Source organism: Bacteroides sp. RTP21281st1_H5_RTP21281_210402, from assembly GCF_040918965.1.
GTDB classification, from domain to species: domain Bacteria; phylum Bacteroidota; class Bacteroidia; order Bacteroidales; family Bacteroidaceae; genus Bacteroides; species Bacteroides congonensis.
Genome location: NZ_JBCOWR010000009.1, coordinates 1 through 24,174, shown reverse-complemented (window position 1 = coordinate 24,174; position 24,174 = coordinate 1). Strand labels below are relative to the sequence as shown.

The window sequence follows — 24,174 nt, the reverse complement described above, 5'->3', positions numbered from 1 at the left end:
CGCGGGAATAGCCAACTCAAGTAATGTTAAATTTGATAGTAAGAAAGCTGCTACTCACATTGAAATTATAAATTAATATATTATATATAATGAAAAATATCCTGACTTTAATTTTGTGCTTATTATTCTGTGGTTGTTCTATCGGTCAATCAAAATCAGGTAGCACATATCCAGCAATCATCACTCAAGATACGACGAAAATCGATGGATATGTTGTCGAGATAGGTAACTACAAGGCAACACGACTGGGTGAAGCTTGTGGCAAAGGTGATTTAGCAGGGGTTATAAAGTTGCTAAATGATGGAGCGGACAAAGAGCAATGTCTCTCGGACGACATCTATGAGTACGACATCGTTTATGCGGCAGTTTACTTCAATAAAGTCGATATATTAAAGTTTTTGATTACACAAAAAGAGGATGTAAATAAAGTGTATAACGAAAATGGATTGACAGCCCTGTCGCTGGCTTGTATAAACTCAAACTCGGAGACAGCCTCGTTGTTGTTAGACGTAGGAGCGAATCCGAATGGTGCTGGAAATTGCGGTGGAGATTATACTTTCTACCCTATAATTGAAGCGACACAAAGGAATGATATCCAGACCGTAAAAGCATTGTTGAAACACAACGTAGACCGCAATGTAACTGACCAAGACGGCTCAACACCTTTACAAATAGCAAAGAGTAATAATTATGACTCATTAGTCACTCTTCTGGGTAAAGTTACCCCCTAAAAACGGTGCGATTTAAAGGAGTCTCTGCTATCCCCATTCCAACATTGGAGCAGCGATGGTGAAGACACATAGATATTCTATGTTACAATTCGGTTGCTATATCCATTATGAAATAACGTCTAAGGTAACGCTATTTTATCATTTTCCTCACAATAAATCTTTTTTCTATCAAACCTCAATATTTCATAAATTCATATGTATCACTGATTATCAACAAAAAGGAGTAGATCTATCGGTAGCTTTCAAAGGCGTCAGCCTTTGGAAGACGCAGATTTTTAATCATGAGCCCCCGATTCATCCCGGGTCCCGCTTGATAAGAATAAGGCATTTGAGAGGCTTCCACTCTTGGGTGCCTTTTTCTTTTTTACTTCTTCGCGAAATCATAGTGAAATCCTCAATTACATTTCTGCCAGAAGCCAATGTTGAACAATAAAAATAGCCTCAACTTACAAAAAATTGAGGCTATCGAAATATCATTTAAAAAGTTCTTTTATTCCCATTCTATAGTCGCATTGGGTTTCGGCGACATATCATAGCAAACACGATTTACATTCTTCACTTCTTTCAGAATACGGTCTGTGATTTTCATCAGAATCGGCCAATCAATCGGTTCAATGGTAGCTGTCATGGCATCTACCGTATTGACGGCACGAATAATAACAGGCCAGTCAAAAGAGCGGGCATTATCACGTACACCAACAGATTTGAAATCTGGTACTACCGTGAAGTACTGCCATACCTTCTTATCCAATCCGGCAATCTGAAATTCTTCACGCAGGATAGCGTCTGATTCACGTACAGCTTCCAAACGGTCGCGTGTGATAGCACCCAGGCAACGCACACCTAAACCGGGACCGGGGAAAGGCTGACGGTAAACCATCTCATAAGGCAAGCCCAACTCCAAACCACAGGCACGGACTTCATCCTTGAACAGTTGACGTAAAGGTTCTACAAGTTCGAATTTAAGGTCTTCGGGCAGACCGCCTACATTATGATGGGATTTCACCATTTTGGCAGTCTTTGTTCCACTTTCTACAATATCCGGATAAATAGTACCCTGAGCCAAGAAGTCGATACCATCCAGTTTGCGTGCTTCTTCTTCAAATACACGGATAAATTCACCACCGATGATTTTACGTTTTTGTTCGGGATCTTCCACGCCTGCCAGTTTATTCAGGAAACGGTCGGTGACGTCTACATAAATAAGATTTGCCTTCAACTGATTTTTGAACACTTCAACCACATCTTCAGACTCCCCTTTACGCATCAAGCCATGATTTACGTGTACACATACTAAATTGTCACCGATTGCCTTCAAAAGCAAAGCAGCTACCACAGAGCTATCCACTCCACCGGACAGAGCCAACAGCACTTTCTTATCACCTACCTGACGCTTAACCAGTTCTATCTGGTCGTTCACAAAGTTCGTCATGTTCCAGTTGGCTTCAGCTTTGCAAGTATCGAAGACGAAAGATTTCACAGCATTCTTAATAGCTTCAATATCGTCTGTAAATTCTGCCAGTTTTACTGCACAAGTCGCTTTATCGTGACCGGCTGCCATGACAGGGATACCCATTGTATAAATACCCGGATTTACATCAATAGATACACCGTCAATCACATTGTTCGGTCCGCCATTGATAATAATACCCTTTACGTTGGGCAATGCTTTCAGTTCTTCCACTGTGATGTCGTGAGGATAAATCTCACTATACACTCCTAACGCACGGATGGCGCGAGCCAATACCGTATTCTCATGACTACCCAAGTCAAGGATAACAATCATGTCCTGTTTCATCTGATTCTTTTTAATTATGTTATTGTCAATAGTTCGGCTTTAGTTCCAACTTGTCCGCAAATATAAATATTTTTAAAGAAGCTACAATGTCCGGCCAGTCCAAAGTTTCACTTTTAATTTAATACTAAGTTTTTTATCCCTTAGCATCAAACCCGACATCATTATTCCGAATACTAGCAGCTGCAATAAATTTGATAATATCATGGTGCGTACAACACTCATCCAACCGCTCATCCAGTTGGCTGATATTATCCAGTTCCAATATATCACAAATATAGGTTTTCTGATTGTGAGCTACCTCACGTATTTCATTTTTGAAATCTTCTAATGAGATTTCCGTAGCATCTTCATATTTATAGTCTACACACATGATCCGGTTCTTCTTCCTTAGTCCGGGCTGCATCCATCCCAATACAGTTATTTCTTTTATTCTGAACATTTTTCCACTTGAATCGACAAAACGGAGATTATATTTATCAGGCTCTGCCACCGAGCGTTTTCCCCATGAATGCATATGTGCCAAATGATCTGCCTGCCAATCAATGCATGAAAAGTAATAATCCTTCTCAAATGACATGATAGGGAAACTCATCACTTCCTTATCTTTGCCATACTCCATCAAGTAATGTCCCCAACGAACAGCTTTGAGGTCAAACCATCTTGCCATAGCCCAATGGTAAAGAAAGACCATACCTACCGCTATCAGTAAAGCTATAATTTCTCTCATATCTTTCCTAGCCTTCCTTTTCTATTTCCACATCCGTATTGTTAACCGCTTCGTCGCCCAATGCTGAACTATTGAGATAATACTTGCCATCCTTACGAAACAACATTCCGATATATGGCTCGCTGCTGTTTCTTCTCGAACCATCCAACGTATAATAATAGTAGAGTTCGATGGTATCCTGCCGTTCATTCTTTACAGTACATAAATCCTGAAAATAGAGTTGATAACCTTCCCCTTCAAAAAGGCAGGTATCGGGACGAATGGTTATCGTAAAAGCATGTTGATTCCGCCAGTCCTCTCCCTCAGCACCGCTTGTATATCCATATTCACCATACCAACTTTCATCCACTTCCAAACGGTAGTTATCCAGCATATATTGATTGATGAAACCGAGAAGCTCACCCTCACATTCGTTTTCTGCAAGTTCAAAGGCAGATACTTCTCCCAAAGAGAGACGACATCCTTTCCCTATCAGATATTCCACCATTTCGAGATTACAACTTTTGATAGCAACAAAGAGTGGATAGGCATAGGGGATATTCACCCAGCTACTATCTTTTTCCGCTACTCCGTTGACATATGCTCCATAAGTTATCAACAACTCGGAGATACGGTTACATTCCATATCACTACAACTCATCAGAAGAGCCGTCGTACCGCTCTCATCATATCTCTCATTCGGATCGGCCCCTTTCTCCAATAATAACTGTACGATAGAATCGGATTTACATTCGATGGCAAGATAGAGCGCATCCCTAAGAAAATAAAACGTTTCATATGCTTTGCCAAGATCGGCTTCCGCATCAATCAGCTTCTCTGTAAACTCATAATTATTGTTCTTGATGACATATCCAAGAAGTGTGTAAGCAAAATTCTCACCTTCTATCGACATCAATGAATCAATGACAGGAATATGTTTCATCAGGCTATCAAATGTTTTTATATCATTGTCACGGATAACCTTTTGCATCAATTCGTAACTATTCGTTTGCTCGGTAACAGTCCCGCCCCCCGTGTTGTTCTTACAAGCAGTAAAAAACGAACAATAGAAAAATAACAGGATAGTCATTATAAACAAGAGTGTTTTTGTTTTCATTGTGTTTCATTTATAAGGTGTCAAAGTTACTACTTTTCCTGCATATATAACTTAATTCTACTTACATAAATTAAGAATGCCTTATACTATGAAATAGGCTTACACCTATCTTTTAAACAAAAAACGGTGTAAGCCTATTCCACAATACAAAATAGCAATGCTATTTTCTAGTTAGGACAATCGACCAAATTATAATCGGTCTTTGTGTCACCATATACAGCACGTTGCGGATTGATATACAGTGATAGCTTCCAACCACCGAAGCGGACGGGAACACAAGTGTTCGGATCGAAATTGTTATACTTCATCTTCAAAGTCGACAATTTGGGTAATAAAGAGAATACAGGTGGAAATTCTCCCGTGAAACGATTAAATTCCATTTCTATCCAAGTCAACTTTTGCAGATTCGGAATATCCGGGAACTCTCCGCTGAACTGATTTGAAGTGATATAAAGATGCGTCAAGTTTGTCAGACGGTTGATGCTGGCAGGAAGCGGCCCTGAAAGTTTATTCCGTTGCAACTTGATTTTGATGATTTCCGTCAGCCAACCGATTTCATTAGGCAGACTTCCTTCCATATTATAATCCAACAAACTCAAATCCACCACACGAAGTTCACCGTCAACCGTATCAAAAAAGACTCCCGGCCAATTCGAATCAGACAATGGCAGTTCCGGTTTCCAGGTATATTTCCAGTTTTCTCCTTTGGTAGCCTGATAAATAGCAACTAATGCCAAGCTGTCTTTCAGTCGTCCATCAGGAATATTCTTCTGCTCTATGGTCAGTACATCTGTTTTATCGGTTTGTACAAGTGACCTTACAGTCAACAGAGCCGTGCGTTCCGTACCAGTGGCAGATACTTTCACAAATACATTTGCATTACCCTCATATTCTGTTTTTTCCAGCTCAACCCATCCCGGCGCGTCTTCAATCTTCCACTTTCCGTCTCCGTTGACAGAGAATATGAATTGCGATTCCGCACCATCAAGCATGATTTTCTTATTTGTAGGCGATATTATCTCCAACTTCAACGGACGAGCGGATTGTGTAAGCAGAATACTGTCTTTCAGTGTCGGGAACTCAACTGACTGGACATAGATATACATCGACCGGGGAACAACTGTTTCATTCTCAGTCACAATCAACGAGCCGCTTCCCGATGTTTCACCTTTCTTCGTCATTACCGTACTCCATCCGTCTGCTACCTTGGTAAATGCACGCCAAGCGGTAGGACTGTTCACTTCAAACTTTACTTCGGCAAAAGATTCACCGGACAAAGGTGCTTTCAGGTCATCCGATTCAATCTTTATTTTATAGCCTTCGGGGATAAAGCTGACAGCACATTGTTGTCTGACGGTCAATGTATCCAATCTCTCCTCGCCAATCGTATTACGAACTACAATCTTACCAATACGTGTATCCCCCTTATTCTCAAGCATGGAAAAATAAATCGTATCATTATATTCTCCGGCGGTCGTGTTGCACGTCAACCATTCGGACAGACTCTCCGCTTTCCAACGCGCGTTGGAACGAAGCAGGGCATAACCGGTTTGAGCTTCCGGGGTAAAGTTTCCCTCATTTTCAGCGTCGGCACTTATCTCTACCAAAGGGGCGTCCGCTCCAAAAAGATATTCACTTTGTTCATGGCACGCTACCAATAGAATAGCGAAAGCCGCTGATGCCAATCTTAGAATCTTATATCTCATATTTCTGAATTCGTTAGTGGTTTACTTTCTCGAGAATTATATTTTTCAAGGCATAATAAATACTCAGGTCATCCTTATCATCTATAAAAATACCTGCAAGTCCTCCGCCCATAATAAGTAACCGGTTATCCTTCTTTTCTATCTTTATAGGATCTTCAGTGAAATAACCTTCAGTTGTCAAGCCGACAGCGAACGCTTCTCCATCACCGTAATTGCCGATTTTCAATTGGCTGGGAATCGCCATGTTTCCACTATTGTCAACAGTGAAATACAAATCACCTCCCATCGTAAGAGGTAACACTTTATCTCCATTGACCAAAACCATATTTCTCATGTAATACTTATTGCTATCATCCAAGTCCTGCACTATTTCTACTCCACCCGGAGTAGAAGACAATTTAGTTCCCTCTACAAAATCCTGTGCTGTAAGTGTGTAATGCCCTGCCATGGTAACCTTCTCCACATCATCACTAATGATATAAACTTTTATACTGGAAATACCAGATTTTACTTCCGGGGTTTCAGCTTTCAGGTTAACAGTAAAGGTTTTGACGACATCTGTTATCTCTTCGTTATCCATGATTCTGACTTTCAACGTAGTCTGCCCACATACTTCAAAAGCTAATTGAGTATCAATCAGTTCATAGTCAACACCCGCTACGGCATCCCCGTCGGTTGCCGACACCTGAACCGATACTTGCAAGGGCATATCCATATTAGCGCCCGACAAGACTACGGGAATCTCAAGTATGCCGGTATTTTCGCCCACATCAATCTTGCTCTTCTGAAAACCGACACTGAGCTTTGAATACTCCACCTGTTCCGATTCGCTACAGGCAAACAGGAACATCAATATCCACAAATTATATATTATATACTTCATATTTTATCTTTTTTACTGACGTGGCACATTATCTATCTACATCTGTCTGCGTATACGGATAGAGGGTGAAGAAACTTCCCACTACATCTTCCTCGTCAACGACTTTCACGGTTGGATTGTTAGTATCCAGACCTTGCGCATACAATCCCCATCCCCGCTCGTTCAGCAATCTGTACAGCATAGGCAGAGCTGCTTTCGCTTTGTCTCTGGCATATCCGGCATCATCGGGGTAAGCATCCAGGAACGCTTGTTCAACAGAGCCTTTCAATGAAATAATCCACATTCTGTCAGCAGATGTTTCAAATGAAACAGGGATGCGCACAAAGGTAGGATTGTCGCCATACAAGTCCTTGCTCGAGTAACTTGGATCGGAGTCGGCATAGATGATAGTCAACTCTTCCGCATATTTGAATGGAATCTTACCCATATCCTTATCAATATTTATAGCGAAGTAAATCACATTGAGGTGCTGTTCCATCGGTGCATATGGCGGTCGCAAGTCATCGAAGTACTTTTTGAGGTTGCGTCCTATCGGGTCACCGGTAGAGTGGTAGACTTCAATACCGAGATAAAGTTTGTCGAATATGCTGAAAGGAGTCCGCTGCACGGCCGGCACTTTGTCTGTATATACCACGCGGAGTTGCTGGTGGGTAGACTCTGTGACAGCAGTTCCATCCTGACTCACGTCAAATTGCCGTATATTCCCCACGCCTTTTATCTTCAATGGTGAAACGAGTGTAAAGCCGGTCGGAGTGATATAAAAAGGAAGAATCTGCATTTGGCTGCCCGCAATTTCCGTTGACATATAGAGTACTACTCTCGATTCCGCGTCGATAAGGAACAGGCTTTCCAACAACTCCCCTTTGTACTCCAAACGTTGATATTTACCTTTACTTTCGTTGTAGTTTATCGCTTTCTTCACATCGGCTATGCCATTGAGAGTCCAGTCCGCTTCCGAAGCCGGTTCAAAAACAAAAGTCATTATCTCTTCCGGTTTCTTTCCTACTCCCATATTCGTCTTTCCTTTCATATAGAGCTTTCCATCCCGATAGGCATCAAATATAAACTGGGTTTCGGGACTGGCGTATTTATCGAAATACCCGTCACCGTCACTATCTACATAAAACTCATTCCAAGCCGAGAACTGCGAAAAAGACTCGAATACGAGTTCGGGAAACTGCGAGTAATCGACCCGATACGTCACAGGATCTTCAATACTGACCCCACCTATATAATAATAGTCGACCGGATCACATTTCATCGTGACCTTGCCATCGGCATCAAAATCCATGAGAATCAGCCAGCGCCCCAGTTTGTCACTGGTTCCGAAATAGGTTTTCCAACCGTGAGGCGCTTCAACCAATATATTTTTGTATTCTGCTTTCACAGCCGCGATTCTTTCTTCGGGAGTCTTGTCGAACACGTTGTCCACCTCGTTGTCCGAACAGGAGTAACAGCCTGCGGCAAGTAACAAAATACCTATTATATTTTTCATTGTATTCTTCATTTTACTTCATGTTTATTTCGTTCAACCTTTGTAAGATGATTTCTCTCAAGTGAGTAAGGTCTATCGAGAAGTTACTCACGTAATACTCTTTCACCAAAGCCAGTTTCTTGTCGATATTGGCTTTGCCTTCGTCCAGAAAAGTCCGTTTGGGGTCTGATGCGATATACGTTTCCTCAAATACGGCAGGTTCCGTCAATAAATAAAGCGACACGAACTCCGCAAAATCCTCAAATTCCGAGGAAGTTCCGTAAGGTGTGAGCATTCCTCTCTGAATCGCCATATTTTGGGCTACGGAATCTATCTCATGGGTGGTAGGAGAACTGATGCCCTTTTCTATCAGTTCGGCCTGCGCATTTGTATTTATATCTTTCCATGCCTGTCCGGTATAAGTATCCTCGGTGATTTTATTGAAACCGTTAGGCATCTTGTAGGTCTGATGGATGATGTGCGAAAATTCATGATGCATGGTATGCAACTGCTGAATCACCCATTCCCTGTTTGTCAGGTCGAAATAATTCAGTTCCGTAAGAGTAATGCGTACTCCGGCATCGGCATAACCCAGTGTACGTGTGCCGTCGGCATTTCGCAGTTCCGAGCCCACGCACACAATCTCCGGCGGAAAATGCTTGCGGATAAACTCGCCACTCGCCTTCGATTCAAGAATAAACGGTTCTATCCAGAAACGACGAATCATTTCTCCTGTCGGGATAAGCACTTTGCGCATAGCCGGCGCGACGATATAATTAATATCGACATATTTATCAATCCACTGCCAGCGAACGGTAGAGCCATATTTCTCCTGAAAGTTCTCCTGAAAATAAACATCGATTTCATCTGCCGATAATTCTTTCGATTCGGGGACATAGTTCGTACTTTCGTCATCGGAACACGACATAAAACAGCAGAGCGACAAACAACAAATATATAATATACTTCTTTTCATATGCATGTTAATTACGAATTACTAAATGAGCTTCCGATTCGGAAATATTTTTTCTTTCATTAGGCTGCAAGTCGCCATAGATAATCGCCGATTCGGGAATCTGAATAACCTTCCTCGAATCATCGGGTTGCAAAATACGGGTGACACCCGCTATGTCAGTATGCGTGACGCTCAACTTATGACGACAAATATCAAACCACCTGAGTCCTTCTTCCACAAACTCACGGCGCTTCTCGTCGAGTACCATTTTAAGACGCAGTTCGTTTGCGGGTACTCCCGGATAGAATCGCTGGTAATTCTGATATAGAATAGGATAATCCACTGTTCCGGCATAAACGGCCTTCAAATATCTGCTGAACTGGCTTTCAAATTGCGACAACTTGGTTGTTCCCATCATTGCCCAGGCTTCGAGACGGTTGAAAAAGACTTCTTCACTCCTGAAAGCAACTTCGATGACGTAAGGATAACCCGAAGAGGACGTCAGGGAAGTCTTGCGTATCAGATCCCTTTGGAACTTGGGAAGAAATGAAGAAGTTCCGCCATAGCTGTAAGATACGGAGAAACGCAAATCTCTCTGCGACAACACCAGACTGTTATACACATCCTGATTGAAGCGGTAGCCCGCATACCCCTTATAGCCATAGAGGACGTCTTTACGAATCAGTAACAAATTGGACGGCAAAGTAGCTGCCGTAAACTTTCGTCCCATCATTTCGGAAGTTGTGCCGGTATAGACTTGCGTGTAATCACGTATCATCTGCGGATTATAGTCGTTACCCAAAAGTTCGGTCGCATACTTTTCGACCTTTTCATAGTCTTTCTTGAAAAGGAAAAAACGCGAAGCGAAAGCCATCAATGCCGCACGGTTAAAGTGGTACTTTCCGGAGTTCTTATAATACTGGTCGGATACGAGTTCGATGGCTTCGAGCAGGTCTTTCTCTACAAAGTCGTAAACTTCCTGCACGGAACTGCGTTCGTAGGTAGCCAACAGGTTTTCTTCCGGTTTCGTCATTATGACAATCCCTTTGTCAGACGCGGCTGTTGCAGGGTCGTAGCTCTTTGCAAAGGTACTGACCAACATAAAATGCGCGAAAGCACGACAGGCCAAAGCTTCCCCACGAATGGCGTCCTTATAGCCGGGATTGTTTTCTTTCACTTCTTCCAAAGCTTCCAGGGCTTGATTGGCATGTGCTATCGCTTTATAGTTGCCGCTCCAGTAGAACGAAGGAGTATCCTGCCCTTCCTGTTCCACGTCCTGCCAGTTGTATGCCTGTGTCATTTCAGAACGCTGTATATTTTTAGGGTCGGCCCCTACATTGTCGCTCATCCATTCCATGAAAACGCCGCTTCCTTCGGGATAAGCATTGGTGACGAGTTCCGCTATTGTCTCGTAGCTGTTCAGGCGCAATCGGTTATCGGGAGTTTCATCCAGAAAGGAGTCACACGAAGAAAGAGCCACCACAGCAGATAGTACGACCGCTATTTTTATATATAAATACTTCATGAGTTTATTATTTAAAAGGTTAAGTTTACTGTAAAAGTATACATCCGCGATACCGGTGAAGATACTCCGCCCGAAAGATAAAATTCGGGGTCGATGCCGTTCAGTTTGCTGTCAGAGTATAGAAGCCACAGATTGGTTGCCTGGAACGACAGGTTCACATTGTGTATGCAAGTGCCTGTGAGCCATTCTTTCGGGAATCGGTAACCGATGCTCAGGTCTTTGAGACGGATAAAATCACCTTTCGCCACTCTTTCGGTGCTCTTGTTATACATTTGATACGTATATTTTCCTTCGATACGGTCGTAAGTCCGTTTATCCAAAATGGCGGGAACGGAAGTCCGGTTCTCGTCGCCCGACATAATCCAGCGGTTCTTCAGCTCTTTCGGGAAAGAGGAGAAGTCATCGTAGTACGGATAAAACTCATCGTCCAGACGGATGACATTACCGTACTTATAAACGAATCCGAAGGATAATGTCCAGTCTTTATAACGGAATGTGTTGGTCAGGCCACCATAACCTTTAGGTTCCAACGGGCCTTCATACTTCAGTATTTTATCGACATCGTTGCGCGACTGAAGATTCATATCATAAACGATTTCATTGTTTGCCCCGTAGAAAGTAGGGATACCTTCACCATCGAGCCCCGCAAAGCGAACGGAGAATAATCCTCTTTGAGGATAACCCAACATAGCCGTACCGGTATTTGCAATGGCAGTGGACATTCTTGAGAAATTGTTTAATTTGGTAATCTTACTCTTATGGAAGTTGATGTTCAGGCTCGTTTTCCAGTCAAAGTCTTTCGTACTTACGTTAACTGAATTGATGGCAAATTCAAAACCGTAAGATTTCATGTTGCCGATATTTCCGAGTTTGATGGACTGTCCGCCGATTCCGGCCGTATTGACATAATCAATCAAGTCGATGGATTTACGACGATAGTGTGCAAAGTCCATCATAATCCTATTGTTGAAAAGTCCAGCCTCGAAACCAAGGTTCAGTTCGTACATCTTCTCCCAAGTGAGGTCTTTGTTTTTAAGACCTTCTATGACGTTGTACACTTCATTGTCGGAGGGGCGCAACGTCTGTTTGGCATAAATAGCCAGTTCCGCACTGGTAGAAGGCCCCATGATACCGTTATAACCATAAGAGATTTTAGGTTTCAGGGTATTCACCACTTCCGAAATTCCTTTCATAAAGGCTTCATCGTGCATATTCCATGCCGCGCTGACATTCCACGAAGGCAGGTAACGGGCTTCTCTCGAACTACCCAACTGGTTCGAGCCGTCATAGCGGAATCCGGCGTTTACAATATATTTGCCTTTGAAAGAATAAGCGGAATTGATGAATGAAGAGATTCTTCTGTCCCGTCCTTCGGCATAATCATAATAGACTTCCCCCTGTTCTTTCAGATAATAAGTCAGGTCGGGATGAGTCACAACGACACCGCCCTTATCCCATAGGTATCCCCAACCTTCGTTCAGCCTCATTTTTCTGTCCACCTTATTGATTTCAAATCCGGCAAAGAAATTCACGACATGATCCAAGCCTAACTTCGGCGAGTAGTCCGCCGTTGCTCTGAAGTAAGTATGTCGTAAATCCGCTTCATTGGTATTGTAGAATCCGCCTTCGGGCAGGATGCTATACGGATTGGCGGTAGGCAAAGAAGGATTTTGGAACAGGAAACGATTGTTGTCAATGATGGCTTGTGAGTAGTCAGCCCTGTAAGCCTCGGCCTGGTTGGAGAACTCATGGATTTTATGTTCTCTCAATGTATTTGCCGAACGGTATTGGAAAGAGCCTTTCAGGGTCAGTACTTTCAGAGGTTTGTATTCCAAATCCATTTGTGTGGATATATCTTTCACTGTGAGGTCAACAAAGTTGTGACGAAGTTCATGCAAGATATTAAAATCGGCAAAGCTCCGGCGAAAGAACTCAAGATTCCCGTTTGAATCATACGCACGCATGCTACGACTGGTGTTGAGCGCATAGTTGAAAGGGTTGATGTCAAAGTCGCGGGTGAATTCTCCCGTAGAGGTGTCAAAGTTACGGTCTTTCGTTCCCGGTACTCTCTGGTCACGGATATTGGCAGACAATTTCAAGCCTATATTCAGTTTGGGAGATACAGCGAAAGTACCGCGCAATGAAGCGGTATAGCGGTTCACCTTATCAGAGGAGACTGCCATTCCATTGTCGGTATAGTAACTTAGGGAAGCATAGAAAGTAGTCTTGTCACCACCACCGGATATGCTCAGTGAATGCTGATTGACCAGCGAATTATGAAACAAGGTATTGAACCAGTCTGTATTACTGTTGGCATAAGCCGACAGAAAATCTTCGTTCAAAGAACCATTCGGCCCCCAATTGATATTCTTCCTTGTTATTTCATCAAACATTTTCCCCATAGCACCGAAGTTTTCGCTGCGGGCCACCGTAGTAATATCAATCCAACCCTTACGTTCCAACTCCTTATAGATTGACATTTCATCATCGGAGTTCATAATGTTGAAATTACGGTAATCGGGTTTCTCTTTCAAGGCGATACTACCGGTATAGTTGATAGTCAACCGGTCTTTCTTGCCTTGTTTGGTAGTGATGACAATCACTCCATTCATAGCTTGCGCACCATACAGAGAAGTGGCGGATACGTCTTTCAGGATTTCGAAACTTTCAATATCTTCGGGATTCAGACCTGCCACGCCCGAACTCAATAACGTAGAAAGATTACCGGATGTCAGTTCTTCAGCGCTTACGCTCATCAAGTCTTCCAGAATCACGCCGTCCACTACCCACAGGGGCTTATTAGTTCCGTTGATAGAAGAGTTACCACGGATAGTAAGCACGGGGCTTGCACCGAAAGTGCTCGAAACATTAGTGATTTGCACACCTGCCACTTTTCCTTGCAGGGAGTTGGTTACATCGGGATTTCCCTTCAGGACAGTCTCGTCCGCATTGACTTTTGAAGCAGAACCGGTGAACATTTTGCGGTTTATCTTCTGATAACCTGTGACTACCACGTCGCCAAGACTCACGGCATCATCCTTCATTACGATATTCATGACCTTCGTGCCAATCTTCCGCTCGATTGTTTCCAATCCGACATAAGAGATTATCACCTTATCATCCAGAGAGGCTTCAAAGCTGAAGTTTCCGTCAATATCAGTAATAGTCCCCTGCGTAGTTCCTTTTATTTTGATAGAAGCACCTATTACCGGCTCTTTATTCTCATCGACAATATTTCCCTGTATAAGAGTCGGGGTCTTTTTGCTTCTTACCTGTTTGGGAGTCAGTACGATAGTAAGATCCTGAATCCGGTAAGCAATATTCTGCGAAGGAAGCAAACTGTCCAGTACGGCAGTCAAAGCTTCATCCTTACATGAGAAACTGACCGGTTTTGACAAATTTATCAAGTCCTTCCTATACAGGAAAGTATAATGTGTTTGTCTCTCTATTGCCTTCAGGCAATTTTCAAAAGATACGTTCTCCAAATTCAAGGTCACTTTCCGGGCAGGTTGCTGCGCCGCTGTCCAAGGAGCATTGCAGAACAATAATAAGGTTATTATCAGATATTTCAAACCATAAGATATTTTATTGCTCATATTCATTTACAGTTTTATGATAGTGAGTTCATAGTGTTTATCGCACAAGAAATTGGTAAATTTCATAGAGATTTCAACCTGGGTGTTGTCCCTGCATTTGTTGGTGTTTCGATAGTAAATTTTCATAATGTATTATTTTTAGTGAATATTAGTCCCCGCCACACGATGTTTTATCGCATGGTAAAAAGATTGCTTATCTGTTTATTTGCTGATTGTCAGCGTCTTTCCATCCTGTTTTATACGTATGAGCCCACAATCCTCTATCATTCGGATTATTTTATCCAAGTGCTCATATTGTTTGAAAGAACCGGTGAACGGCAATCGTTTCAGTTCCGGATTTTCGTAATAAATATCGACATCATACAAACGGCTCAATGTACTCAGTATTTCGTCAAGTTCCTTATCTTTAAAGACAAGGACTTCGTCTATCCATGATACATATTCGTAGGTGTCCACTTCTCTTACAGACAATTTATTATCTTCCACCCTGCATTGTTGTCCGGGAGCCAGGATAACTGATTCTTTCCCTAGAGAGTAGGCTATCTTTCCGCGAACCAACGTGGTCATAGGCACCTCATCCTCATAACAATGTATATTGAAAGCAGTTCCTAAAACACGGATATTTCCGGTAGGAGTTTCCACAATGAATGGTTGCGACTTGTTTTCGGTTACATCAAAAAAGAGTTCGCCTTTCGCCAATACCTTTCTTTCTTTTCCGTCAAAGTTGCTTGGGAAGGTGATTTCCGAATCTGCATTGAGCCAGACGAGAGTTCCGTCACTCAACTGCATCTTGAATCTTTTTCCCCGCAATATCTTCAATGTATTATATACTACTTCGGCAGGAGCGGTCTTCACTTGTGCATATTCCTCAATTGGCTGTTCGTCTATTCTTATAGTCCCGGATGACACGGACAACATCTTTTGAGAACTCTGCACCGGAATTTTCTCTCCACTGGCAGTTATAAGGAGTATGTCTGTCGAATCCGCCGGAACAGTATCCATTTGTTGAACGGGTACAACCGCCAGTCCCGAAGGAGAATGCGGCTCTCCGCCGTCATACATATATACAAATATGGCGGACGCGCATACAAAAGCTATCAATGCGGCTGCCGCAACATATCTATTCCAAACAATACGACGCACCGGTTTCGCAGGTTTCAGGCGCTGCATAAAGTTTGAATATGCTTCCTGAGCTTCTGCCATATCTTTTTCAATATCTACCGATGCCAGGAAATCCGGATTATTATATTTATCAAACAGTTCACGGTGGCGTGCCGACTCATCCAGCCAGTCTTCCAACTGCCTCTTTTCTTCCAAAGTTATTTCACCCGAAATACTTTTCCTGATTAATGTAGCGATATAAATAAGATGACGATTGTTCATTAATTAGTCTCCTTTCTATAAATAAAGACACATAAGAGAAAGAAAAGTGGCGCATTATTTCAAAAAAAAACGGTAACTTCTTTTTTTTTGAATAGAATCAAAATATTTTTTATGTATTTTGTCCAAAGTTGGATAATACTTATACCTTTGCAAAAAGAGAATGAACACTGTATGATATAACAGAAGGTTTTTACTTAAAAATGGCAAGACTTAACCCCGATGAAGTAATCATATCCCAAATAGCGACCGACTTCCCCGAAGGATTCCGGGCGCTTTTCATCACTTATTATAAGCCCTTATTACGTATTGCGGAGAAAATGATAGGAGTTGAATTTGCAGAGGATATCGTGCAAGACACTTTTCTCACCATTTGGAATAATAAACAGAGTTTTGACAATATCCTTTCTTTGAAATCATATCTATATACCAGTGTTCAAAATAAGTGCCTGAACGTAATACGTACCAATCAGCAGTTCGAAAAGTATAAAGTCGAGCAATCTGCCGCATTGGATGAGGAGTATATCCTTGATGAAGAGGTTATCTCTCAGCTATACCAAACGATAGACTTGCTGCCCGACCATTACAAAGAGGTAATGCTCAAGAGCATGGAAGGAGAATCCATTGCTAAAATAGCCCTGTCAATGGATACCACGGAAGATGCGATAAAGGCTTATAAACGGAGAGCCAAGCAGATTCTTAAAAAAGAATTGGGAGACAAAGCCTTTATCTTGTTATTTCTATAAAGCCACCAACGACACGTCGTACCTTACGCTTTCAACCGTATCACAAACCGGCTTCCTCTCCCTAATTCGCTTTCCACCGTCAACGTACCACCATGCGCTTCCACAAAATCCCTCGAAATAGACAGTCCTAGCCCGCTTCCCTGCACTTTCGTTCCGGGGACACGGAAATAACGGTCGAAAATACTTTTATGGTAGCGCGGGTCAATACCTTTGCCGAAGTCCTGAACATACAATTCAATAATATTATCTTCTTGTCTGGCACCGATGACCACATGACCGTTTTCTTTGGAATAGCGGATGGCATTGCTTAATAAGTTCGTCAACACCCAGGCAATCTTTTCGCTATCCACAAAGAGCTTTCCTATCTTCTCTTCAGGATATTCCACTTCGATTTGGATATTGAATTTATCCGCTTGCACCTGGTTGGCTTTAATGGCATACTCTATCAATTCAATCGGTTTCGTAATCTTAGGCATCAGTTGCAATTTTCCCGCTTCCACCTGAGTCATGTTCAGCAGCTCTCCGGTAATACTGAGCAAACGTTCGCTGTTCTCCTTGATACTCTTCGAGAGTTGTTCCTGTTCATCATTCAATGCGCCGACACGCTTGTCTTCCAATAGTTGAAGGCTCATCATAATAGCGGCAATCGGGGTTTTCAGTTCGTGGGAGATGGTAGAGATAAAAGTCGTTTTGGCAGAGTCCAGTTCCTTGAATTCCGTAATGTTCTTCAGCAAGATCACATCCCCCAATTTACGCGGCTCGTCCTTTTCGGCTTCTGTATTGATGATGGGGACATAAGATGCCTTGAAATAACTCTCTTTATTGTCAGCGTATATCTTCAAAGGTTCTTTTTGCTCGCCCGGCGTCACCAGTTCACGAATCAAACGGCGGAGAAGATCGTTCTTCAAGGCAAGTTCTTCCGCCGATTTACGGATTACATTCTCACGCTTCATATTCAGTACATTCAGTGCTTCCTCGTTGATAAACAGGATTTCGCGCTCCATATTCAAACCGATAACGGGGTCGTCTATACTGTTCACAATCGCTTCTATGAATTTCTTTGCCGAAAGGATGTCCGACAAAGTACTGGCACGATATTCAGTCAAACGTTCCGCCATCCGGTTGAAACTATCGGCAACTTCACGGAATTCCTCATTATCACTCATATCCAGACGCTTCTCATAATTATGACCGGCTATTTCGAGGATTCCCTCTTTCAGTTCCTTTATCGGTTTGCTGATACTTCGGGGAAGCCAATAAAGCAATACCAGTCCGGTCAGGATACAGATACCGCCGGTAATGGAAATCCACAGCAACGCACGTTCCAGTCCGGGCATGGCGGCAGGGCTGTCCGGTTCAGTAGCCGTCAGGATTTGAAGATTCACTACTGAAAGCGTTACCAATAAAATAATCATTCCCGCCAGCATCCCGATGCCAAGAATCAGTTTCGTTTTAATATTCATAACATTCATACGATTAATATTATGCAAGTATAATCAAATCTATATTAGCTTGCGACAAATTATTCAAAAACTTTCTGTATCCCAGTATAGAACAGATTGCATACGACAGTCTCAAGTTGGGAGTCCCCATACACACGGTCGAAATCTGCTTCTCCTTACAGACCTCTACGATACTCCCCAAAATATCCTTGGACTGCACCTGAACCACTTCTCCGCCAAGCTCTGCCACCAGTTTAAAATGATTCAGCAGATAACGCTGGCTTGCCAGATCAATTCTTTCCATACTTTCCTTGGGAGTCTGTACATACAAGGCGATAAACGTAGTGTTATACCGGGTCGCCAACCTTGCCGCCCTTCTGATAATCTGCCGCGGTGTCTTCTCGTGGCTACTGATGCAAGCCATAAACTTTTCATGCCGCAGCCCGACAGCCACTCCCATCACCACTTCATTCTCCACCTTTTTCTCCACCCTTAACGCCACTTCCTTCAGTGCCAGTTCGCGCAATTGCAGGATATTCTCAGTCCGGAAAAAATTGTCCAATGCTGTCTGAATCTTTTCCGGGCGATATATCTTCCCCGCTTTCAGGCGGGTAATCAGCTCTTCTGCCGTCAAGTCAATATTCACCACCTCATCCGCTTCCTGAAGAACACTGTCGGGCACCCGCTCTTTTACTTCGATACCCGTAATCTCCTGCACCTCTTCGTTCACGCTTTCGATGTGCTGAATATTGATTGCCGAAATCACATTGATTCCCTCATCCAGCAAAGTCATTACATCCTGCCAACGCTTTTCATTCAGGCTGCCTTCCACATTGGTATGTGCCAGTTCGTCCACAATGACAATCTCCGGATGAATACGGATAATTGCGTCCGTGTCCATTTCTTCCAACTCTTTCCCCTTATAGAATATCTTGCGCCGCGGAATGACAGGCAAGCCTTCCAACAGCATTTCCGTACCGGTACGCCCGTGCGTTTCGATGTAACCAATCTGCACATCCACCCCATTCTCCAGTAATTCATGCGCTTCCTGAAGCATACGATACGACTTACCCACACCAGCTATCATTCCGATGTAAATCTTGAATTTCCCCCGGTGCGACCTTTTTATCAAATCCAGGAAATGCTGTACACTTTGTTCTCTATCATCCATTTTTTCACGACTCAACTATTTATTATTTTCTTCAAGTGCAATATTCAGTTTCAGCACATTCACTTTCTCTGTTCCGAAAAGACCCAGAAATGGCTTTTCCACACTCTTGTCAACAATCTCTTTCACCTGGTGCTCTGTCAGCCCGCGTGCCTGTGCCACCCGCTTCACTTGAACATAAGCACACTGGGGAGTGATATCCGGATCAAGTCCGGAGCCGCTTGCCGTTACCATTTCAGCCGGCACATCAGCGCGGTTCAAGTAAGGATGATGAACCAGGAAGGTGTCGATACGTGCCTTCACTTCATCCAAGTATTCCTGATTCGTAGGGCCTTTGTTGCTACCGGAAGAACTTGTAGCGTCATATCCGTCGCCGGCACTGGAAGGACGCCCCCAGAAATAAATATCCTTTGTAAACATCTGGCCGACATTCGCCGCTCCCACTACCTTTCCGTTCAGCGTAACCACCTCGGCATTTCCCCTGTTAGGGCCTGCCACCTGTGCAAACAGCCACAGGACAAGGATATAGAACACAGAGAAAAATACACAAAAAACAAGTGTTATTTTTAATGACTTCAATAAAGTTTTCATTGCTATTGCTATTTAATTAAAAGAATAAACCTACTAATAAATCAATCAACTTGATTCCGACAAAAGGAACAATCACACCGCCCACACCGTAAATCAGCAGATTACGGCGAAGCAAGGCACTTGCGCCAATCGGCTTGTATTGCACACCACGCAAAGCCAGCGGAATCAGAATCGGAATAATAATCGCGTTGAAGATGACCGCCGAAAGGATAGCGCTTTCAGGACTATGCAGATTCATGATATTCAGCGCCGCCAGTTCGGGAATGGCAACCATAAACAATGCCGGAACGATAGCGAAATACTTCGCCACGTCATTGGCGATAGAGAACGTAGTCAGCGTACCACGGGTCATCAGCAACTGCTTGCCGATTTCTACAATCTCGATCAGTTTCGTCGGGTCATTGTCCAAGTCCACCATATTTCCGGCTTCCTTGGCAGCCTGCGTACCACTGTTCATCGCTACACCCACGTTTGCCTGTGCCAGTGCGGGAGCGTCGTTTGTACCGTCACCCATCATTGCCACCAACTTACCCGCCTGCTGTTCTTTCTTGATATATTCCATCTTGTCTTCCGGTTTGGCTTCGGCAATAAAGTCATCCACACCGGCCTTTTCTGCAATATATTTTGCAGTCAGCGGATTGTCACCGGTCACCATAACCGTCTTCACCCCCATCTTGCGCAGACGTTCGAAACGTTCCTGAATGCCCGGTTTGATAATATCCTGCAATTCGATGACACCCACAACTTCCTTGTTGACACACACCACCAACGGAGTACCGCCGTCGCTTGAGATAGCGGAAATCACATCTTCCACCTCTTTCGGGAACTTGTTTCCGGCACTTTCCACAATCTTACGGATAGCATCAAACGCCCCCTTACGAATCTGTGTCCCGTCCGCTAGATCGACACCGGAGCATTTGGTTTCGGCGGTAAACTTAATCATGTGCGCTCCTGTCGTATTCAGGCTACGCATACGGATACCCGATTCACGTCCCAGTTCCACGATAGACTTTCCTTCCGGAGTCTCGTCAGACAGGGAAGCCAGCAGGCAGTTTTCCACAAAGTCGTGCAAGTCAACGCCCGGAGCCGTATGGAAGTGCGTCGCTTTACGGTTACCGATTGTAATTGTACCGGTCTTGTCAAGCAGCAACGTATCAATATCACCGGCAGTTTCTACCGCCTTACCGGATTTTGTAATCACATTGGCACGAAGCGCACGATCCATACCCGCAATACCGATGGCAGAAAGAAGTCCGCCGATAGTTGTCGGAATCAGACACACGAACAAGGAAATAAATGAAGCAATGGTGATGACCGTATTACTATAATCGGCAAACGGCTTCAAAGTGACACACACAATGACGAAAACAAGCGTAAAACCTGCCAACAGAATAGTCAACGCTATCTCATTCGGGGTTTTCTGACGTGACGCGCCTTCTACGAGCGCAATCATCTTGTCAAGGAAACTTTCTCCCGGCTGGGTAGTCACCATCACCTTTATATGGTCGGACAGTACTTTCGTACCACCCGTTACAGAACTCTTGTCACCGCCCGCCTCACGGATTACCGGAGCAGACTCACCGGTGATGGCACTTTCGTCGATAGAAGCCAACCCTTCAATAATCTCACCGTCCGACGGAATCACGTCTCCGGCATCGCAAACAAACACATCCCCTTTCTTCAACTGTGAAGAACTTACGGTAACGATTTTATCACCTTCCACTTTCTTCGCCGGAGTCTCTTCACGTGTCTTACGCAAACTGTCGGCTTGCGCCTTGCCACGCGCTTCGGCGATAGCTTCGGCAAAATTGGCAAACAACAACGTAATGAACAGAATGACAAATACGGCAATGTTGTAAGCAAACGAACCCTGTGAGGAATTTACAATAGAGTAGAGTGTAACGAGCAGCATCACCACCGTAGCAATTTCTACCGTAAACATAATCGGATTCTTAATCATCATTCGCGGATCTAGTTTCACGAATGATTGTTTCAAGCTTTCTATAACTTGCTCCTTTGGAAACAAAGAAGCTGATTTATTATCTTTCATATCTTCTCTAATTCAGTATTACAAACTTAAATGTTCAGCAATCGTACTCAACGCATGTACCGGGAAGAATGACAGGGCAGCAATAATGAAGATAACAGCAAATGTCATTACTCCGAAAGTCAGCGTATCCGTTTTCAAGGTTCCGGCACTTTCAGGAATAAACTTCTTCTGTGCCAGCAGACCGGCTATGGCGACCTGTCCGACAATAGGAATGAAACGGCTGAGAATCAAAACGATGCCGCACGTCCAGTTCCAGAAATAAGTATTATCCCCCAAACCTTCGAAACCGGAACCGTTGTTGGCAGCACAAGAAGTATATTCATAAAGCTGCTCGCTCAAACCGTGGAATCCGGGATTATTCAACCATCCGCCTTCACTTTCCACAAATTCGGGATAATGCGCATAAATGTAACTGGAGATTGCCGTGAACACCAGAATTACAAACGGGTGAAGCAGGGCGACAATAGTGGCGATTTTCATTTCGCGGGCTTCGACTTTCTTACCCAGGAATTCCGGTGTACGCCCCACCATCAGACCACTGATAAACACGGTAATAATAATAAACGTATAATAGTTCATCCATCCTACGCCTACACCGCCGAACCAAGTGTTGATCTGCATGTTCAACATCTCCATCATGCCGGACAAAGGCATAGTGGAATCATGCATACCATTAACAGAACCGTTGGAAGTCACCGTAGTCGTGATACTCCAAAGGGCTGTCGCGGCAGACCCCAGACGGACTTCCTTTCCTTCCATGGCTCCATTGTCCTGTGCGATACCCAGTTCGTCGATACGCGGGTTACCGCCCATTTCCTGATCCACATTGATGCAGACACCTACCAGATAAGCAAAGAGCATGACTCCGAATATACTGTACCCCAGTTTCTTCCTGCGAGTATAAAAGCCCAACGCAAACACCATTGCCATCGGAATAATCAGGATAGACCAGCATTCTGCCATATTGGTAAGATAAGTCGGGTTTTCCAACGGATGAGAAGAGTTGACACCGAAATAACCGCCACCGTTTGTACCCAGTTGCTTGATAGGAACAATTGCGGCCGTAGGGCCTTGGGAAACCATCTGTTCCTGTCCCTCGAGTGTAGTCACTTTCATCTTTCCGTCAAATCCCATCGGCGTTCCCTGGACAATCAGTATAAAGCCCACAATCAAGGAAAGCGGCAGTAAGATACGCGTACAACTTACTACAAGGAACTGCCAGAAGTTACCGATTGTCTTCGTTGTCTTTGCGGCAATACTTTTCATGATACCTGCCATGGCAGCCATACCTGTCGCCGCGGTAATAAACTGGAAAAGCATGATAACAAACAACTGCGTAAAATAAGTCAGCCCGCTTTCACCACTATAATGCTGCAAGTTACAGTTGACCATAAAACTAATACACGTATTGAAAGCCTGATCCGGTGTCTGCGGCCCGTTTCCATCAGGGTTCAGCGGCAACCAGCCTTGTGAAACCAACAACACCATCCCCCAAAAGAACCAGAAAGCATTCAGAATCAACAACGCTTTCAGGAACTGCTTCCAGTTCATCTCTTCCTTGGGATCAATTCCACAAACTTTATAAATGACCCTTTCGACAGGAGCCATGAAATCCGACCAAGTCTTCTCCCCCTTGTAGACTCTGGCAATGTATTTACCCAGTGGATAAGCCAAAATCACCATCAAGGCAATCTGCGCAACCACACCTAAAATTTCTGTATTCATATACTTTTTACCTTAAACTGTGTGTTAATTAAAACTTTTCGGGTTTGACGAGTACATACATCAAGTAACCGAAAATTGCAATCCCCAATACAAATAATGCTGTATACATAATCAATTCTCCTTTTCTTTAAATATTCTCAAACCAGTCTACGCATTTCCAAAACAGCCAGAAACAAACGAAACCGCTCAACAGGCAGAAAATAAATGATAATGTAATTCCCATGTTTTTACCTTTTTAAATGGATTAATAATTCTAATTATTTGCCGGAGATAATGCCAAAGGTGTGCCAGAAAAAGGAATACAGATGTAAATGTTTGATTTACAACACAATAAAAAGAAGAGATAGTTATGAGAAGGAAAGAAATACCCTACCATTTTGAAAGGGTTATACTATTTTGAAAAGTTATATAGAAGTTATACAGTGGAGAGATGAACGTGGAGAACAGTAGTAAAAAAGGAAATATAGAGTAAAATACGAGGTATATAGAGCAAACTATGAGATGTATAAAAACAGAAAGCCCCTTGATTCTTTCGTTGAATCAAGGGGCTTCTTAAAAACGGCGGCTACCTACTCTCCCAC

At 43.4% G+C, this 24,174-nt stretch carries 18 protein-coding genes; 2 read left to right on the top strand and 16 right to left on the bottom strand.

Features of this window, described 5'->3' with window-relative positions; translation table 11 throughout:
• Window positions 1-89: 89 nt before the first annotated feature.
• A complete protein-coding gene (locus AB5443_RS14140) occupies window positions 90-731 on the top strand; it encodes an ankyrin repeat domain-containing protein (RefSeq protein ID WP_277134693.1) in 642 nt (213 codons plus the stop codon).
• A gap of 490 nt (window positions 732-1,221) precedes the next feature.
• On the opposite strand, the gene guaA is transcribed toward AB5443_RS14140, so the two are convergent.
• The 10 genes from guaA to AB5443_RS14090 form a co-directional block, all read right to left on the bottom strand.
• Window positions 1,222-2,529 carry a glutamine-hydrolyzing GMP synthase gene (gene guaA, locus AB5443_RS14135; RefSeq protein ID WP_277134692.1) on the bottom strand — a complete coding sequence of 436 codons (1,308 nt, stop codon included), beginning with the start codon at window positions 2,527-2,529 and terminating at the stop codon, window positions 1,222-1,224.
• Window positions 2,530-2,662: 133 nt separating this feature from the next.
• On the bottom strand, window positions 2,663-3,256 hold the full coding sequence (locus tag AB5443_RS14130; protein WP_277134691.1) for a hypothetical protein: 594 nt from the start codon (window positions 3,254-3,256) through the stop codon (window positions 2,663-2,665).
• Window positions 3,257-3,263: 7 nt separating this feature from the next.
• A complete protein-coding gene (locus tag AB5443_RS14125; protein WP_277134690.1) occupies window positions 3,264-4,352 on the bottom strand; it encodes an ankyrin repeat domain-containing protein in 1,089 nt (362 codons plus the stop codon).
• A gap of 167 nt (window positions 4,353-4,519) precedes the next feature.
• Window positions 4,520-6,058, bottom strand: a complete 1,539-nt coding sequence (locus tag AB5443_RS14120) for a BACON domain-containing carbohydrate-binding protein (protein ID WP_277134689.1) — start codon at window positions 6,056-6,058, stop codon at window positions 4,520-4,522.
• A 13-nt stretch (window positions 6,059-6,071) separates the two neighbouring features.
• Entirely contained in the window at window positions 6,072-6,941 is an 870-nt protein-coding gene (locus AB5443_RS14115) for a Calx-beta domain-containing protein (protein ID WP_073343894.1), read from the bottom strand.
• A 28-nt stretch (window positions 6,942-6,969) separates the two neighbouring features.
• Window positions 6,970-8,436 (bottom strand): DUF4302 domain-containing protein, encoded by a 1,467-nt coding sequence (locus AB5443_RS14110; protein WP_277134688.1) that lies wholly within the window; start codon window positions 8,434-8,436, stop codon window positions 6,970-6,972.
• Window positions 8,437-8,449: 13 nt separating this feature from the next.
• Entirely contained in the window at window positions 8,450-9,391 is a 942-nt protein-coding gene (locus tag AB5443_RS14105; protein WP_277134687.1) for a substrate import-associated zinc metallohydrolase lipoprotein, read from the bottom strand.
• Between the two features lie 7 nt (window positions 9,392-9,398).
• A complete protein-coding gene (locus AB5443_RS14100) occupies window positions 9,399-10,895 on the bottom strand; it encodes a RagB/SusD family nutrient uptake outer membrane protein (RefSeq protein WP_277134686.1) in 1,497 nt (498 codons plus the stop codon).
• Window positions 10,896-10,906: 11 nt separating this feature from the next.
• Window positions 10,907-14,491 (bottom strand): SusC/RagA family TonB-linked outer membrane protein, encoded by a 3,585-nt coding sequence (locus tag AB5443_RS14095; protein WP_277134685.1) that lies wholly within the window; start codon window positions 14,489-14,491, stop codon window positions 10,907-10,909.
• Between the two features lie 201 nt (window positions 14,492-14,692).
• A complete protein-coding gene (locus AB5443_RS14090; protein WP_195407983.1) occupies window positions 14,693-15,874 on the bottom strand; it encodes a FecR domain-containing protein in 1,182 nt (393 codons plus the stop codon).
• Between the two features lie 200 nt (window positions 15,875-16,074).
• On the opposite strand from AB5443_RS14090, the gene AB5443_RS14085 reads away from it, so the two are divergent.
• Window positions 16,075-16,617, top strand: a complete 543-nt coding sequence (locus AB5443_RS14085; RefSeq protein WP_195407982.1) for an RNA polymerase sigma factor — start codon at window positions 16,075-16,077, stop codon at window positions 16,615-16,617.
• A 23-nt stretch (window positions 16,618-16,640) separates the two neighbouring features.
• On the opposite strand, the gene AB5443_RS14080 is transcribed toward AB5443_RS14085, so the two are convergent.
• The 6 genes from AB5443_RS14080 to AB5443_RS14055 are packed head-to-tail and all read right to left on the bottom strand — an operon-like array spanning window position 16,641 to window position 23,702.
• Window positions 16,641-18,080, bottom strand: coding sequence for a PAS domain-containing sensor histidine kinase (locus AB5443_RS14080; RefSeq protein ID WP_368113369.1), 1,440 nt, complete (start codon window positions 18,078-18,080; stop codon window positions 16,641-16,643).
• Between the two features lie 19 nt (window positions 18,081-18,099).
• Entirely contained in the window at window positions 18,100-19,230 is a 1,131-nt protein-coding gene (locus AB5443_RS14075; RefSeq protein ID WP_368113370.1) for a sensor protein KdpD, read from the bottom strand.
• 15 nt (window positions 19,231-19,245) lie between these two features.
• The gene (locus AB5443_RS14070; RefSeq protein WP_022139936.1) at window positions 19,246-19,818 is read right to left on the bottom strand and encodes a K(+)-transporting ATPase subunit C; all 573 of its coding nucleotides are present in this window, start codon (window positions 19,816-19,818) and stop codon (window positions 19,246-19,248) included.
• A gap of 16 nt (window positions 19,819-19,834) precedes the next feature.
• Window positions 19,835-21,868, bottom strand: coding sequence for a potassium-transporting ATPase subunit KdpB (gene kdpB, locus AB5443_RS14065; RefSeq protein ID WP_073343876.1), 2,034 nt, complete (start codon window positions 21,866-21,868; stop codon window positions 19,835-19,837).
• An 18-nt stretch (window positions 21,869-21,886) separates the two neighbouring features.
• Window positions 21,887-23,593, bottom strand: coding sequence for a potassium-transporting ATPase subunit KdpA (kdpA, locus tag AB5443_RS14060; RefSeq protein ID WP_022139934.1), 1,707 nt, complete (start codon window positions 23,591-23,593; stop codon window positions 21,887-21,889).
• 28 nt (window positions 23,594-23,621) lie between these two features.
• A complete protein-coding gene (locus AB5443_RS14055; RefSeq protein ID WP_073343870.1) occupies window positions 23,622-23,702 on the bottom strand; it encodes a potassium-transporting ATPase subunit F in 81 nt (26 codons plus the stop codon).
• Window positions 23,703-24,174: the final 472 nt, after the last annotated feature.

Bases quoted from the DNA above. Each gene is read 5' to 3' on its own strand.
- kdpB (WP_073343876.1), bottom strand. From the start codon at position 21,868: ATGAAAGATAATAAATCAGCTTCTTTGTTTCCAAAGGAGCAAGTTATA.
- AB5443_RS14090 (WP_195407983.1), bottom strand. From the start codon at position 15,874: ATGAACAATCGTCATCTTATTTATATCGCTACATTAATCAGGAAAAGT.
- AB5443_RS14100 (WP_277134686.1), bottom strand. From the start codon at position 10,895: ATGAAGTATTTATATATAAAAATAGCGGTCGTACTATCTGCTGTGGTG.
- AB5443_RS14085 (WP_195407982.1), top strand. From the start codon at position 16,075: ATGGCAAGACTTAACCCCGATGAAGTAATCATATCCCAAATAGCGACC.
- AB5443_RS14125 (WP_277134690.1), bottom strand. From the start codon at position 4,352: ATGAAAACAAAAACACTCTTGTTTATAATGACTATCCTGTTATTTTTC.
- guaA (WP_277134692.1), bottom strand. From the start codon at position 2,529: ATGAAACAGGACATGATTGTTATCCTTGACTTGGGTAGTCATGAGAAT.
- AB5443_RS14055 (WP_073343870.1), bottom strand. From the start codon at position 23,702: ATGTATACAGCATTATTTGTATTGGGGATTGCAATTTTCGGTTACTTG.
- AB5443_RS14120 (WP_277134689.1), bottom strand. From the start codon at position 6,058: ATGAGATATAAGATTCTAAGATTGGCATCAGCGGCTTTCGCTATTCTA.
- AB5443_RS14105 (WP_277134687.1), bottom strand. From the start codon at position 9,391: ATGAAAAGAAGTATATTATATATTTGTTGTTTGTCGCTCTGCTGTTTT.
- AB5443_RS14075 (WP_368113370.1), bottom strand. From the start codon at position 19,230: ATGGATGATAGAGAACAAAGTGTACAGCATTTCCTGGATTTGATAAAA.
- AB5443_RS14115 (WP_073343894.1), bottom strand. From the start codon at position 6,941: ATGAAGTATATAATATATAATTTGTGGATATTGATGTTCCTGTTTGCC.
- AB5443_RS14080 (WP_368113369.1), bottom strand. From the start codon at position 18,080: ATGAATATTAAAACGAAACTGATTCTTGGCATCGGGATGCTGGCGGGA.
- AB5443_RS14110 (WP_277134688.1), bottom strand. From the start codon at position 8,436: ATGAAAAATATAATAGGTATTTTGTTACTTGCCGCAGGCTGTTACTCC.
- AB5443_RS14140 (WP_277134693.1), top strand. From the start codon at position 90: ATGAAAAATATCCTGACTTTAATTTTGTGCTTATTATTCTGTGGTTGT.
- AB5443_RS14130 (WP_277134691.1), bottom strand. From the start codon at position 3,256: ATGAGAGAAATTATAGCTTTACTGATAGCGGTAGGTATGGTCTTTCTT.
- AB5443_RS14070 (WP_022139936.1), bottom strand. From the start codon at position 19,818: ATGAAAACTTTATTGAAGTCATTAAAAATAACACTTGTTTTTTGTGTA.
- AB5443_RS14095 (WP_277134685.1), bottom strand. From the start codon at position 14,491: ATGAGCAATAAAATATCTTATGGTTTGAAATATCTGATAATAACCTTA.
- kdpA (WP_022139934.1), bottom strand. From the start codon at position 23,593: ATGAATACAGAAATTTTAGGTGTGGTTGCGCAGATTGCCTTGATGGTG.